Raw genomic sequence first — 14340 nt, forward strand, 5'->3', positions numbered from 1 at the left:
GCGCTCACCTGAAAGTGCTCACTCGGCGGAGGGGAGAGGTGCGAGTCTTCGGTCGCTGTCGCGCTTCTTCAGGGCCAGGTTTTCGTGGTAGAGGTTCGAGGTCACTGTCGCGAGGGCGTCGAGTTTGCCGTTGAGCTGCGTGATCGTGGCTCTCGCTTCGCGAAGCTGTTTGCGGAGCTCGGTGATCGTCTCGTCCCGGGCGACCTCGCCGGGGGTGCGGAGGACGGGGCGGGCGACCTTGGCGTTCCACTCGGCGAGGATGTCGTGGGCGCGGTGGACGGTGGCGTGGCTGACCTGGGCTTCTCGGGCGAGGTTCTCCTTGGTGAGGGCGCCGTCGGTGTGCAGGGGCTCGCCGGCCAGAAGGCGGTCCATGGCCTCGCGGAGTTTGGTGGCGGTCTTGGCGGACACCGGCATCAGGGAGTGACTCCTTCTTTGTCGAAGCGCGCGGGTGATGCGCTGGACGTCGGCGAGACGGATCAGGACGGCTTCGCGGCCGGGTGATGACAGGGTGGGGTCCTGGGCTCTGGCTGTGAGGTCGTCATCCTCGGCGATCCAGATCGGAGCGTGTCGTCGGGTGATCACGGAGTTGCGGCAGCGGTCGGGTTGGCAGGCCCCGATCAGCGGGGCTGTTCCGCGCTGATCGGCGGGCAGCTCGTTCTGACACTCGGCCTGCGGGGCGTCGAACATGCAGTGGTTGATGGTTCCCAGGTGGAGGTTGGCGAACTGGGTGGCGAGCAGGGCCGCCTCGGCCTGTTCATCGGCGATCTGCGCCCGTAGGACGGGGTCGTCTTCTATGGTCGAGATGACCTGGTCCAGGCCGGCGTGCAGTCGGTCGGCGCCGGGCCCGACCGCGACTTTCTCGCCTGTCCGGCGGGCCCTGAGCAGGTCGACCAACCGGAGTGCGGCGGCGTACTCGAGTTGCTGGTCGAACTCCTTGGCCCACGTGGTGTCCATCTGCGCGTAGCCCTGCGTGGTGCAGTTGGCCAGTGCCCGGCGGGCAGCGTGTTTCAGCTGGAGGCCGAGGGCGACTTCGGAGCCCGGCTCGCGCCCGGTGATCACCGACATCGTTCGCCGGAACATGTGCGAGCGGACGTGCGCGTCGGGGATGGTCTCCAGTCCGTAGGCGTCGACGCTGGCGTTGACGTGCTTGATGAAGTAGTCAATGTCTTCGGCGGCGATGATGCCGCGATCGCCGCGGTTCTTCTTGCCGCGGGGCGGCTTGAGGCTGGCGAACAGGTGGGTGGGGTGCCATGACAGTTGTTCCGCGACGGCGATGGCCTCGGCGACCGGCTCGATGATCCACCAGAACGACTCAGGCCGTTCCGGATCGTGCTTGATCTTGTGAGATCTGATGGCCGGGGACCCGTAGTAGGTGGTCACGGCGTCGCGCTGGATCTCCTGTACTTCCGAGTCGCGCATGAGACTCGTCGCAGTGACGAAGACGTAGCAGGCTGCCCTGAGCATGCGCAGCTCGACAGTCAGTTCTACCTGAGTGATGTGCGTGCGCCAGGGACGTGTCGTGCCGACCTTGCCGGTGATGCGGGCGGCGTTGGGGCAGGGCTGGGGGATCGACCAGTAGCGGTTGGCTGCCATCACCACGGTCTGCCCGGCGGATACCGCCTCCGCGACCAGCTGGCGCCGGGCCCGTCCCGACTCCGCATGCGAGGTGAAGCGATCGCCGGTCGGGATGCCCCAGATCAGGCGAGCGAGGGTGCTCCAGATCACCGTTCCCGCCCGGCCGACGCCGTCGTCGGCCGACCGGATGGGAACGCGGTTGTCCCGGTTGGCCAGCCACCGCCGGAGCTCCTCGTCGATCATGGTCGCGGACGGGCGAGTGCTGGCGCGGACATGGCGGGGAGCATTCATGACGGCTGCAGCGACTTTTCCTCGGACCGCCTGTGTACGGCCCTGGGCGACCACGGCGAGGACGGCCGCCCGGCGGGCCAGGGCGCGTGCGCGTGGCGAGCGGCTGTGGGTTGCAAAGATGCTGTCCTGCTGTCCTGCGGTGATCAGCTCGCTGAGAACCGTCCAGATGGGATCGCCTGCCTTGGTGCCGTGCCGGTTGACGGCGTGAACCGGCACGCGGTTGCCTGGGTCGGCCAGCCAGGCGGCGATCTGGGCATCGGTGTCGTCGGCGGTCTGGGCGACGTGCCGGCGAGGTGGCGCCCCATGGCCGAGGCCCACGGCCAGGTGCTCGAAGTGCTCTTTCCATCGCAGGATGTCGGGGGCGAAGGTGTGGACGTACGTCCAGGCGGCGCGGATCAGGGGCCACCAGGTCTGCGGTGGGATGGTCGGGGTGGCCAGCACGGCGTCGTCCGTGGTGGCGTTGAGCACGGCCTGCCGTCCGATCTCGGCGGCGGAGCGTTCGTCCCATGGGTCGTCGAACGGTGTGACGCCGGTGACGACTGCGGCGAGTTCCCGCAGGGTACGGACGGCGCCCACGTGGTTGGCCACCGTCGTGTCGCCGACCGTCGCGGCCAGTTCGTCCAGGAAGGACTGCCAGTCTGCCGCAGCCCAGCGGCCCGGGTCCGCCGGAAGGCCCTGCCGTCGTCCCCACCGCAAGATCACCCGCAGCTTCTGGCAGCACATTTTGACTGTCGGGAAGGCCACTGGCTCGGCCGAACGGTAGATGGCCGCCTGCCGCAGGACTCGGTGAGTGGGGTTGAACTGGGCAAACGCGATCTCCCGCAGTTGCAGGGTGATCAGCGGGTCCTCCGGCGCGAAATGGATCTTGTATCGGGTGGGAGGCTGGTTGGCGGGGCGGCCGAGACAGTCGCCGGACCAGAAGCCGGTGTCGCCGAAGCGTGGGACGACAATGCCTGCGACGAGCCGGTAACCGGGGCCGAAGACCGGCTCGTCGTCGCGGAAGCGGGCCGATACGGTGGCTCGGAGCGCCGGCTGGGGTGTCATCGGTCGAACTCCGTTCGCTGGCCCAGCGGCAGGTCAAGACGAAGACCCAGGTCAAGGGCCTGCTGACGGGCCGCGGGCAGCAGGTCGGCGCATTCGGTGAAGACTTCCTGCAGGGCGGCTGCCTGGCGGCCCCAGACGGCCTGCCACTGGGGCGGAGGAAGCGCGGCCCGCATCCGCTCGATGTGATCGGACAGCATCACCAGCCGCGGCAGCTGGGACGTGAAGATCACCGCGTTGCGGCAGAGCATGCACATCGCCGGCGCAACATGGCATACCTTGCCGTCACTTCGGTGGGGAGAGTCGTAGGGGTCGCGGCAGTGTGTGAGCCCCATGTCCAGCTCGCCCGTGCGGATCGCCTTCGCCTCCGTCGAGGTCAGCCCCAGCGCCTCGGCGACCTCCCGTTCCTCCAACTGGGGCTCGGCGGCGGCATCGACGAGCACCGGTTTTTGCGCGACGCGTTGGAACACCCACTGCTGGGACCGGTTGATGGCCTGTCCCGCCAGGACGTGCGCGGTCGTGCCGTGGGCGTAGTGGCCGCGGTAGATCTCGACGTGGTGGTCGTCGCCAGCCAGGTCACTGAGCGAGCCGCCCAGGACGACCGCACGGACCACCTTGGCCGTCTTGCGCAGGCGCCTCACATCGTGCGGCCGGGAGATGGCCAGCGCTCGCCCCTCGCGGTCTTGTTGGAGAGCGATCCAGTGCGTGAACCGGCGCTGGTCGTGGGTGAACTCGGCGCATGCGGCGCCGAGCCCGCCGGTGTCCTTGCGGTAATCCACCGCCAGGAACAGCCACGGCTCGCTCGGGAAGGCATCCCGGGCCGGGGCGGTGACCGCCAGCAGACGTCGCAGCAGGCCGGGAACGTCCCAGGCGCCCCCCCCGGCGAAGTACGGATCCACCTCACTCCGTCGTGAGGTCTGTTCGAGGTGAAGGTCGGCCCGGATCCGGCCGGCCCGGTTCTTCTGCTGGACCAGTCGCACCCCGCCGTCGGTGAACTCGATGTCAGGGACCTTCAGGTCGTGGAGTTCCTCCGGGGTCGTGTCGGACATGCCCAGAAGGAGCAGGATCCGAAAGGCGTGCAGGTCCATCTCATCGGCGAACAGGGTCTGTCCCAGGGCCCGGACCAGGGCCCGGACGCCGGGCGCCGGGTCTTGCCGTCGTTCCTCCAGGCGGGCAGCAGGCCGCGGATCTCCGGCGGCCACCACTTGGGCTCAGAGGGAAGTTCCCTCTTCAGAACCTTCGAGTTGATCATTCCGGCGCGGGCGGCCCAGAGCAGGTTGGGCAGACTCCGCCAGCCGCCGTCGCGGGGGTCCATCCCGTCGGCCAGGAGATCGCGGCCGCGGTGGAGCCGGGCCTCCGTCGCCCGTACTTGTCCGCGGGCCGCATCCCGCAGGGCGATCCGCTCGGCGTTGGTGAACTCGTCCAGCGGCTTGCCCCGCGGAGCACGGAAGGCCGTGGGCGCCTGGGTACGGGCCTTCAGGTTCTCGCAGACCCTGGCCCCGGACGCGGCCCGTTGTTCAATCATGGCCAGCAGGGCCTTGACCAGCGTGTAGGGCTGCTTGGACTGCGGAAACTCCCGGCGCAGGGCCTCCTCCCAGGCATAGATCACCTCGACGAGGTCGATCTCGTCACGGTCCAGCCGGACATCGGCCGGATCCAGGCCGCGTGCCCGGACGCACTCGTCCGTGAAGGCGGCGAACTTCCTGACAGCCCCGCCATAGTTGACGCCGCCGTCGCCGATCCCCAGGGCACGAGTGATCTTCACCCACTCGTCCGCGAGCTGTGCCGCCAGCACCGAGCACCGGTAGTCCGCGGGATTGATGCTGTGGCGCTTCACCCGGCCCCGGTGCTGCGAGGTGACAACCCGGATCCCGGTGTGGTCCAAAGCGGGCCTCGGCGGCGGGACCTCGGCGCGGACCCGGACCTTGCGTTCTCCCCGGCGAGCCATCAGACCGCCCCCGCCCCGACCAGCACGGCCGCGTAGTCGGCGTAGGTCTTGTCCCGGTCGTTCCACTCCGCGATCGCCTGGCTGACCAGCAGGTTCGTGGTACGGATGTAGGTGAGATACCGAAGCGTGGAGCTTGGACGCCGGTGTCCCAACAACCGCTGCAGAATGAGCAGCGGATTCCGCGAGAGATGATCGGCGAGGTAGGCCCCCTGCCCGCCGGCGGCCAGCCGCTCGGACTCCTCCCGCAGGACCAGCTGCGTCAGCATCTGCAGCATGTAGATCGCGAAGGTGTGGCGCGTGTCGTGGATCCGCAGCCGTGACGGCATCACCACGTCGGCCTCCTGCTCGTCACTGATCCGCAGACTCCGCAGGTGGGCCTCGCCAAAGATCTGTTCCCAGCGCTGCTTGGACAGCATCCGTCCGCCGCGGCCGACGAACAGGGCCATCGGCTCCAGGCCGAGGTCGCCCTCTATGACGGCAACCCGGCGGATCTCAGCGGGCATCGCCTCGACGCGGAAGATCCGGCGCCGCCCGTGCAGGGTGCCCCGCAGCTTCATCTGCCGCAGGTCGACATCGTCGACGACGAACAGCTCATGCCGGCGCCGGTACAGGGCGTTCACCGAGGACCGCACCATCGTGGCCCGCTCAGTGCGGCGATACAGATCGATCTCTCGCAGCGTCGCGTGCTGGACGGCCACCACCCGCGGCAGCCCGAACTTGGCGATCGCCTGCAGCATCACCTCAGCCGGGGAGGCGTCCCGACGCGCCGCGCCGACCTCGATGTCGAGCAGGCAGCTGAACTCGCGCAGCCGCATCCCCGTCGTGATCGCCAGTTCGCCAGCCGCGCTGTTGCGCAGCGGGGACCGGCCCCGGAAGGCGGGATCGACCAGGCCGTCGGGGAGACAGCCGCGCAGGCCCACCTGCTTGAGGAACTGCCACTGCCGGAAAGTCAGGTGGCGCACGTCCAGCTCGGTCGTGGCGCCCCAGGCCAGCACGTCCCGCCCGTTGCTGCGGCGAAAGTACGGCCGCTGATCGAGTAACCTCGCATCGACGGCCCAGTCGTAGAAGTTGTTGATCAGCGACCTGCGCTTTCGCCATGTGGCCGGCTTGTCCGGCGCCTCACGGTGCTCGGTGCAGTCCTCCCGGTAAGCCACCAGATCGTCTTCCGTGGCCGACAACAGATCGGTTGCCAGAGGGAGTTGACCCAGGAAGTCGGCCAAGTCCAAGGCGTCGCCTTGAGCGACTTCGACAGCTCCAGGAAGAACGAGCAAAACGGCTCGGCCGGACGCATTCCGAGACCAAGGAAGAAGGGCGTGCCCTCCTTCACCGCCCCAGGCCGCTGTACGTACGCCACCGCATCGAGATCGACTCCCGGCGGCGCCTCGTAGAACCGACGCACCTTGCTGTGAGACACAAAGAAGTGATCCACCCCAACTCCCTCTGAGACAACAAGAGGTCAGGGAACCTAACGGTCTTCCCGCCCTCCAGGTGTCGCCTCAGATGGCACATGAGACAGCCAGAGATCCTTGTCCTAACGCAGCTGCGCCCAGTCGACCTCGGGGTGTCCGGCGGGCGCCGCGTCGACGGATGCCGTGGTGTAGAGCGCGACGTCGACGGCTCCGGCCCGGCTGGTGCCGAAGCGGACCTCGATCGACTGCGGGGGAGCGGACCCGGCCGAGCGGGACCATGTGGTCGCAGTCGGCAGGGCGCACCCGGAGGTGGGCGGCGGTTTGCTCGGGTCCGAGCGGGGTGTCGGCGGCGACGAGGTCCGCCAGGTCCTCGCGGCGGCGGACACCGCGGCCTGGTCGGGGTGGTTGCAGAGTCCCGTCCGGGTTCGCGCTGAGGTCGACCAGGAGGCCGTGGTCGACGAACCGGCGCACCACGAACGCCGTCACGGTCGCCCGCGCGCCGTAGGCGGTCGGGTTCGGCGTGCCGGGTGCGTCGGCCATCCGGTCGGCCGCCGGATATCGGTGGGGTGGGCATCGCAGCCCGGATGGCGTCGGCGTCCCTCACCTCCACGGCGGCCCGGGACCACTGGTTTGACGACGCGTCCGAGGCCGGGATCAGGCCGGTGTGCCGGGTCCACCGGAAGGTGGCTGCCATGAGCGGCCGACCCTCCCCGGCGTTCCGGACGCGACGTGGAGCGAGGCCGGCCCGGAGCACGCCGAAGACGTCACTCGCGATCCCGGCCCGCACACGGCATGCCAGTACCGCACCGCAAGGATCACGCCAGGGGGGGACCGCGCGTGTCACCGATTCGCGGACGCATCCTCGTGCCCGGGCGGTCGAAGGGAGGGCAGGGTCAGCCGCCACCAGTCGGTCAGGCGGTCGGTGACGGTGGCCGCGCCGTCGAGCGCCTCGGTGAGGGAGCAGAGGCCGTAGAAGGCGCACACCAGGGTTCTGGCCGCGCGAGCGGGACGAACCTGTGTGCTCACATGGCCCGCGAGCCGGGCCTGCGCGAGCAGTCTTGTGGCGGCGGCGGTCCACAGTGCGAAGGGATGGGGCAGGTGAGCGTTGATGGTGGCGCGCTCGGCCCACAGGCGCGCGCCGGCGCGCGTCACCGGGTCCTCGACGAGTGCGTGGGCGATGTCGTAACTGATGGCGACGAGACGCTCGATCGGGGGGACCGTCTCGTCGGCGTAGCGCTGGGCGAGCTGTGACCAGGTGGCGAACCGGTCCTCGACCACGGCCACGGCGAGGCCCTCCTTGCTCGCGTAGTGGAAGTAGATGGCGCCGCTGGTACGGCCTGACCCGGCGCTTATGTCATTGATGCTGGTGGCCGCGTAGCCCTGTTCGGCGAAGAGCCGGGCAGCCCCTTCCAGTAATGACCTGCGGGTTGCCTTCGCCCGTTCCTGCAACGTCCCGTCCGCCCCTGCTCGATGGTTCCGCCGGCCAACGAATTTAATGCGCCAGCGTACGCCCGGAGCAAAACGAGATCACACTCGTGTGGTAATTGCGGAGTTCTTTCGACAGGACACGCGGTCGAGTGGTATTGGATGCGCCGAACCCGCTGCCGACTGGCCCGCACATGGGCGTCAACTTGCCGCTCAAGAAGGGGTGTTGACTGCCTTCGCACGCCACCGCCGTTGTCGCCGCTGCACGTCATGCACCTGACCCCCGGCGCCGTCGAGTCACTGAATAGGGTTATTGCCCGATTTGCCGCGAGATGAATAACGTAGTCGTCATTATCTTTTCGTCCTCAGCAGAACAATGCGCTTTCCCTGGATTCGCGGACACGCAGGAGGACCTGTGACCACTACGGCGCAAGACCTGTTCGACTGGTCACCCCAGGCCGTCGTCTTCGACTGCGACGGCACCCTGATGGACAGCGAACGCCACTGGCAGGAAGCCCGGAACCAGGCATTCCGGGAGTACGGTCTCCAGGCACCACCCGGATTCCCGGAGCAGGCTGCGGGGCTGCACTACGAGGACTGCGGCCGGCTGATGGCACGTTCGGTGCGCAAGCCCGAACTGGCGGAAGCCCTGACGGGCGCGCTGCTCGACCACTTCGTGGCCCTCGTCGCCGAAGACCCGGTGACCATGCCGGGCGCGGTCCAGCTCGTCCGGCTGCTCGCCGCCCGGCTGCCGCTGGCCGTGGCCAGCAACTGCCCGAGAGTAGTGGTCGAAGGCAGTCTGCAACGGGCCGGACTGCGCCCCTACTTCCGGCACATCGTCGTCCCGGACAGCGGGGACGGCGTCCGCCCCAAGCCGCATCCGGACGTCTACGCCGTGGCGGCCCGGCTCTGTGGTGTGCGCCCGTGCAGCGCGCTGGCCGTCGAGGACTCACTGACCGGTGTGGAAGCGGCCCGCCGCGCCGGACTGCGGGTACTGGGCGTCGGCCCCCGGCCGCAACGCGACGGCGCCACACTCGCAGACCTGTGGTTACCGGGGCTGCACTCCCCCGAACTGCTCGACTGGGCCCGTTCGTGCGCCGCTCCGGAGCCGGGACCGGAGTTCTAGATCCGCCACCGAGGACGGGCTGCGGCAGGCGGTCGGCGGCAGCCTCGTGCGGCCGGGTCGGCGTAGTGCCCGCGGTGCGCGTGGGGAGCTCGCTGCGCGCGGGCTGGTGTTGATGGCAGACCAGTTGGAGGGCTTGCGGCGATTTGGGCTGCTGCCGCGGCATCGGCGCCGAGGGCTAGGGCCCGTCTTCAAAGTGGATACCGGGTAGCACACACCGCAACCCCCCATCCCTGCCGCTAACGGCTCGACGGAGCCGCGTCAGTGCGGATGTCGATAGGATCCGGGCATGTCAGACGCGATAGCGACCGCGATCACTGCGGCGGCGGGCCTCGGTGGAGCGCTTCTCGGCTCGGTTCTCCCGCAACGCTTCAACGCCCGCGAACGCGCCGCCGAGGCCGAAATCGCCGACCGGAGAAGGTCCTTTGAGGAGCGGCGAGAGGCATACACGGCCATGAACCGTGCCTCCGAGCAATTCCACACGCTTCTCAAGGACGCCCTGCACCGCATCCGTGACGGCGTCTATGCCGAGGAGGATCGCACCCGTCTTGAGGATTCCCGCAGGGAGTACCGCGACCGCTACGCGGCAGCCCAAATGATCGTCCCCTTGCGGATTATGGAGGCCTCGCGAGAACTCAACAAGGTGCTCGCTGAGGTCGACGCGGCGGCCAAGCGCATTGACCGCGGCCTCGCGCGTGACGGCGAGAGTGCAGAGCACCTACTCGTCGAGATAAAGCAGGCGGAGCCCCGGCTGGTAGCGATGCGGACACTGATGAGGGAAGACCTGGGGATCCGGGACTAGAGATCGTCTTCATAGTTCAGATCCAGAGCAGGATTGAGGCGATGGTGACGGCGGCCTGGAAGGACTCGCGGGTCTTGTCGTAGCGGGCGGCCAGGCCGCGCCATTGCTTGAGGCGGTCGAAGCAGCGTTCGACGACGTTGCGGAGGCGGTAGACGGCCTTATCGAAGCCGGGCGGTCGGCCGCCGGCGGGTCCACGCCGTCGGCGGCCGGCGGCGTGGTCCCTGCGTTCGGGGATCGTGTGGCGGATGCCGCGTCTGCGCAGGTAGGTGCGGATCTTGCGAGAGCTGTACCCCTTGTCGGCGATCACGTGGTCCGGTGTGGTGCGGGGACGGCCGGGACCGGTGCGAGGGACGTGGATCTCGGTCATGACCTGCTCGAACCGAGTGCAGTTGTTGGTGTTGCCGCCAGTGAGAACGAATCCGAGTGGGCGACCGCGTCCGTCGCAGGCGAGGTGGATTTTGGAGCTCAGTCCACCACGGGATCGGCCGAGGGCCTGATCACCCGCTTCGTCCCGATCACCAGTCCCCTTTTGCCCCCCGCGGCGTGTCGGTGGGCCCGCACGATCGTGGAGTCGACCGACACCAGCCAGTCGATGTCGCCAACCGCGTCCTTCTCCGCCTGGACCGCCCGCAGCATGCGACCGAACGTCCCGTCCAGGGCCCACCTGCGGAAGCGCGTGTGCAGCGTCTGCCACGAGCCCGTAGCGCTCCGGCACGTCCCGCCAGGCCGACCCGGTCCGCAGCTTCCACACGATCCCGTTCAACACCACCCGGTCATCCATCCGGGGCCGCCCAAAACCAGCAGGCGGGAGGAGCCGGGACAGCACTTCCCACTGCGCATCCGAAAGCTCATGCCGACGCACCACACACGACATGATCTCTCATCAGATGATCCACTTTGAAGACGGACCCTAGGCCGGGGCCCGGCGTCGGTGGTGGACGTGGTCGATCCGGTGGTGGTCGAGAGCGCGGTGGCGCTCGCGCGGCATCTTCTGCAGGGCGCGACCGGCGGCTGGCGGTGCTGGAGTGGTTCGCCGAGGCCGCCCCACCGGTGCAGCCGGGGGCGGCCCGGGTGCCGGAGCCCCGATCGGCGCCGTCCGAGCAGCACTTCTCCCAAATGGACGCGCAACGATTTACCCAATCGACCCTAGGGCACACAGGGTCATGACGGCCGCCGACACGGCGACCGTGACCGCCCTCAACACGCGCGCTCAGGCCTGGCACATCCAGGCCGGCACCGTCGACACCAGCCATGCAGCCGCGCTGCGCGCCGGGCAGCATGCGCACGTGGGCGACGTGATCGTCACCCGTCTCAACCGGCGCCGCACGCTCGTGCGCGGCGGCCGCGACTTCGTCAAGAACGGCGATACCTGGACCGTCACCACGATCCCCGACGGCGACATCATCGCCCGCCACACCCCGCACCGCACCGTCTACCGGTGCCCGGTACTCACTCGCCCGACCGTAGGCGGTCCAGGGCGTCCTCGGAGTCCCCGTCGTCGGGCAGGTAGGCCAGGAAGTGGTGGCCGGGTTCGTCCACGGCGGCCAGCTTCACGTACCTGAGGCGCAGTTCGCCCACGGCCGGGTGCCGGAAGCGACGGACCGAGGGCTGGAACCCGGCTGTCTCCCGGCGCTCGTACCAGCGGGCCGCGTCACCGTCCGACAGCAGCTCGTCGGTGAGTTCGGCGAACCGCGGATCGTCCGGCCGGCGAGCGGCCCGTGACCGGAACTGGCCGAGCAGGGCACGGGCCTCGTTTTCCCAGTCGACGAGCAGGGTGCGCGCCGGCGGCCAGCGGAACACCAGCCAGAGGAGGTTGCGCTGCCTGGGGTGCAGCCGCGCCGGGTCGGTCAGTAGCGCGGCGTACCCGGCGTTCCACGCCAGCAGGTCCCAGTGGGGGTCGAGGACCACGGCCGGGTGCGGTGTCATGGCCTGCACCAGGCTGAGCAGGTTGGGTGATACCCAGGTGGGGGCGTCGGCGGGTGGCCCGTCATCTTGTACGAACGACAGGACGTGCGCGGTTTCGGCGGCGTCCAGCCGCAGCACGCGCGACACCGCGCGCAGCACCTGCTCCGAGGTGCGCACCCGGCCCTGCTCCAGCCACGTGTACCAGGAGACGCTGATGCCGGCGAGTTCCGCCACCTCGGCCCGCCGCAGCCCGGGCGTCCGGCGGCCCGGGGCATGCGGCAGGCCCACATTCCCCGGCGTGAGCCGTTCACGGCGGGACCGCAGGAAAGCCCCCAGCTCGCGGCGGGAGGACCCGGCCGGGTGCGTGGGCACGGCGCTCACCGGCCGGCGCGCCGGCCACCGCAGCGGCGGCCGGCCCCGGCCGGCGGGGAACCGCGGTCCGCGGGGGGCGGGGTGCAGGGGTCCGGAGGCGATAGCCGGACGCGCGTCATCGTGCCCCTCCTTGGGACAGCGAGCGTCCGCCCGAACGCGGGCGCTCTCTCCTGATGCTGCCGTCACCAGGCGCGATGCCGGACCGGCAGGCTGTGCCTGATGGTAATAGCCAGCGGTCTTCACCCCGCAGGGCCCGCTGTTGAACTGGTGGGGGACCGCGTCCGCCCGGGACCGGTTCCCCTGTCACTCGTCCTCGTCGGACCCTCTCGGAAGGGGCGCCCACCTCGTGGTCACCACCGTGCCAGCACCTGCGGCAACCTTGCCCGCGTCCTCCCTTCGGCTGTTGGGCACCGCCGGATTCGTCAGCAACTTCGACCGCTTTTGCGTCGCACCCATGCTGGTGCTCATCGGCCGGCGGCTCGGAACCCCGCTTCCCACCGTGGTGTGGGTGGCGAGCGGCTACTACCTCGCCTACGGGCTGATGCAGCCGGTGTGGGGGGTGGCCAGCGACCACTGGGGCCGCGTGAGGGTGATGAGGGTGTCGCTGACCGGCGCGTCGCTCGCCGCCGTGGCCTCGGCCCTCGCTCCCGACACCCCCGTGCTGATCGTGGCCCGCGCCCTGGCCGGCGCGTTCTTCGCCGCCTCCATCGCCGCCTCGCTAACGTACGTGGGCGACACGGTACCCACCGCGACACGGCAGCGCTCCCTCAGCGCGCTGATGACCGCGTTCGCGCTGGGCACCGCCATGGCCACGGTGGTCGCCGGAGCGCTGGCGCACTGGTTTACGTGGCGGCTGGTGTTCGCGCTGCCTGGCGTCCCCGCCGCCTGCCTGGCGGTGGCACTGCGCCGTCTGCCCGAGCCCGAACGGGCCCGCTCAGGCCGCCTGATGGCGCCGTTCCGCGTGGTCCTGTCCGCACGGTGGCAGTGGTACGTCATGGCGGTGGCGCTGCTGGAGGGGGCGGTGCTGCTGGGCTTTCTGACCTACCTGGCCCCGGCGCTGGAGGCGCACGGGGCTTCTGCCACCCTGGCCGGCGCGGTCGCGGCCCTGTACGGGGTCGGTTCCATGGCGGCGGCGCAGGTGGTCAAGCGGCTCGTCGGACGGTGGTCCCCGACAGGCCTGATTGTGGCCGGCGGGGTGCAGATGGCCCTTGCGTACCTGTTCGCCGGCTGCAGCCGGTCCACCGGGGTGCTCGTCGTGGTCGCCCTGCTCCTGGGGGGCGGCTGGTCCTTCATGCACTCCACGGTCCAGTCGTGGGCGACGGACCTGTGCCCGGCGGCCCGCGCGACGGGAGTGGCCCTGTTCGGCCTCGCGCTTTACGCGGGCAGCGCCGCGGCCACCGCGCTGGCGGCCTCCACCGCTCAGGCGCACGACTACCGTTCCCTGTTCTGGTCGGCGGCGTTCTTGACTGTGCCCGTGACGGTGGTCGCGGCTGTGGGCCGGGCACGCTGTCCTTGAGGGACGGCTCGGGCGGGTGGCAAGGAATGGACCGGCAGCCGCGCTGCGGCGGGAGGGCTCAGAGGTGGCTGAGGACGTTGACCGCGCGGCCGTTCGGGTCGCGGACGAAGAAGCGGCGCACCCCCCACTCGTCGTCGCTCAGCGGGTGCACGGTCTCGGCGCCGCGTTCTGTCATCGCCGCGTACACGGCGTCCACGTCCTCGACCTCGATGCTCAGGTCCATAGCGGCTGTCCGTTCCCGCACCCGAACCTCAACGTCGGGGCGGACCGCGCTCAAGCGGTCCCAGCCCAGCAGGTCCGGGGATACCGTTGGATCGTCAGTTCCCCGCCCCGCGCCCTGCGGAGGCCACGATGAGCGACCAGCCGGCCCCCGCCGTCACCACCCGGCCTCAACCACGGCGCGCAAGAGCGGGGAGCTGTGGACAGGGGACGAAGGACGGGCGCGGCGGTGCGCATCCGACGCGGTCCATGCCGGACGCGCGCTCCGCCGCAGGTCGGAGAGGCTGCTCGACGATCACGCCCGGACGGTACGAACGAGGCTTCCGCACCACTGGCCCACGGCACGCATTCGCCCGCAAGACCGTGGGACAGCAGGCTCGTGAGGCGGGCCGGACCACGGTCAGCCCAGCGGATCGAGGAAGGTCAGCACCGAGGCGTCCTCCTCGATCAGCGGGGCGAGGGCGGCATTGAAGGGGCCGCCGTAGGGAGCCTTCAGGTGGGCCTGGAAGGCGTCCTCGTCCCGGTACGCCTCGAAGATCCAGTAGGCGCGCGGGTTGGACGCCTTGGTGTAGACGTCGAAGGCCAGGTTGCCGTCTTCCTCGCGCACCTTCTCGGCGTAGTTCCGGATGAGGCCGGCGACCTCGTCCTGCGCTCCCTCGCGTGCGGTGAACTCGGCGAGCAGGGTCTTGTTCACGGTGTGATGTCCTTCGGTCG

At 69.7% G+C, this 14340-nt stretch carries 11 protein-coding genes and 2 pseudogenes; 3 read left to right on the plus strand and 10 right to left on the minus strand.

Annotated elements, in window-relative coordinates; genetic code table 11:
- Nucleotides 1–18 precede the first annotated feature (18 nt).
- The 6 genes from IG05_RS48195 to IG05_RS0100735 all read right to left on the minus strand — a co-directional run bounded on the left by IG05_RS48195 (nt 19) and on the right by IG05_RS0100735 (nt 7713).
- Entirely contained in the window at nt 19–2910 is a 2892-nt protein-coding gene (locus IG05_RS48195) for a hypothetical protein (protein ID WP_051789348.1), read from the minus strand.
- Entirely contained in the window at nt 2907–3995 is a 1089-nt protein-coding gene (locus IG05_RS0100715) for a hypothetical protein (RefSeq protein WP_158838682.1), read from the minus strand. The genes IG05_RS48195 and IG05_RS0100715 overlap by 4 nt, the downstream gene beginning before the upstream one ends.
- Complete coding sequence (locus IG05_RS0100720) at nt 3920–4744, minus strand: hypothetical protein (RefSeq protein ID WP_158838684.1); 825 nt, start codon at nt 4742–4744, stop codon at nt 3920–3922. The genes IG05_RS0100715 and IG05_RS0100720 overlap by 76 nt, the downstream gene beginning before the upstream one ends.
- Before the next feature lie 110 nt (nt 4745–4854).
- Entirely contained in the window at nt 4855–6075 is a 1221-nt protein-coding gene (locus IG05_RS41695) for a site-specific integrase (protein ID WP_199808218.1), read from the minus strand.
- Between the two features lie 311 nt (nt 6076–6386).
- Entirely contained in the window at nt 6387–6650 is a 264-nt protein-coding gene (locus IG05_RS48795) for a hypothetical protein (RefSeq protein ID WP_037812568.1), read from the minus strand.
- Between the two features lie 454 nt (nt 6651–7104).
- On the minus strand, nt 7105–7713 hold the full coding sequence (locus tag IG05_RS0100735) for a ScbR family autoregulator-binding transcription factor (protein WP_030338306.1): 609 nt from the start codon (nt 7711–7713) through the stop codon (nt 7105–7107).
- A gap of 391 nt (nt 7714–8104) precedes the next feature.
- On the opposite strand from IG05_RS0100735, the gene IG05_RS0100740 reads away from it, so the two are divergent.
- Together IG05_RS0100740 and IG05_RS0100745 are read left to right on the plus strand one after the other, a co-directional pair.
- Nucleotides 8105–8815, plus strand: coding sequence for an HAD family hydrolase (locus tag IG05_RS0100740; RefSeq protein ID WP_030338308.1), 711 nt, complete (start codon nt 8105–8107; stop codon nt 8813–8815).
- Nucleotides 8816–9101: 286 nt separating this feature from the next.
- Complete coding sequence (locus tag IG05_RS0100745) at nt 9102–9614, plus strand: hypothetical protein (protein WP_030338310.1); 513 nt, start codon at nt 9102–9104, stop codon at nt 9612–9614.
- A gap of 16 nt (nt 9615–9630) precedes the next feature.
- Here the strand turns inward: IG05_RS0100745 and IG05_RS44265 are convergent.
- Nucleotides 9631–10476, minus strand: a pseudogene (locus IG05_RS44265) (IS5 family transposase).
- 587 nt (nt 10477–11063) lie between these two features.
- Complete coding sequence (locus tag IG05_RS0100760; protein WP_420707548.1) at nt 11064–11900, minus strand: helix-turn-helix domain-containing protein; 837 nt, start codon at nt 11898–11900, stop codon at nt 11064–11066.
- Nucleotides 11901–12294: 394 nt separating this feature from the next.
- Here IG05_RS0100760 and IG05_RS0100765 point away from each other — a divergent pair, with 394 nt between their 5' ends.
- Entirely contained in the window at nt 12295–13407 is a 1113-nt protein-coding gene (locus IG05_RS0100765; protein ID WP_234335699.1) for an MFS transporter, read from the plus strand.
- A 58-nt stretch (nt 13408–13465) separates the two neighbouring features.
- On the opposite strand, the pseudogene IG05_RS0100770 reads toward IG05_RS0100765, so the two are convergent.
- Together IG05_RS0100770 and IG05_RS0100775 are read right to left on the minus strand one after the other, a co-directional pair.
- Nucleotides 13466–13723, minus strand: a pseudogene (locus IG05_RS0100770) (VOC family protein); the annotation flags it as partial.
- 303 nt (nt 13724–14026) lie between these two features.
- On the minus strand, nt 14027–14320 hold the full coding sequence (locus IG05_RS0100775; protein WP_030338319.1) for a putative quinol monooxygenase: 294 nt from the start codon (nt 14318–14320) through the stop codon (nt 14027–14029).
- Nucleotides 14321–14340 lie beyond the last annotated feature (20 nt).

The sequence above is a fragment of the Streptomyces sp. NRRL S-1022 genome (genome assembly GCF_000720135.1).
In the GTDB taxonomy this organism is placed as follows: Bacteria; Actinomycetota; Actinomycetes; order Streptomycetales; family Streptomycetaceae; genus Streptomyces.

Bases quoted from the DNA above. Each gene is read 5' to 3' on its own strand.
- IG05_RS48195 (WP_051789348.1), bottom strand. From the start codon at position 2,910: ATGACACCCCAGCCGGCGCTCCGAGCCACCGTATCGGCCCGCTTCCGC.
- IG05_RS0100715 (WP_158838682.1), bottom strand. From the start codon at position 3,995: ATGGACCTGCACGCCTTTCGGATCCTGCTCCTTCTGGGCATGTCCGAC.
- IG05_RS0100745 (WP_030338310.1), top strand. From the start codon at position 9,102: ATGTCAGACGCGATAGCGACCGCGATCACTGCGGCGGCGGGCCTCGGT.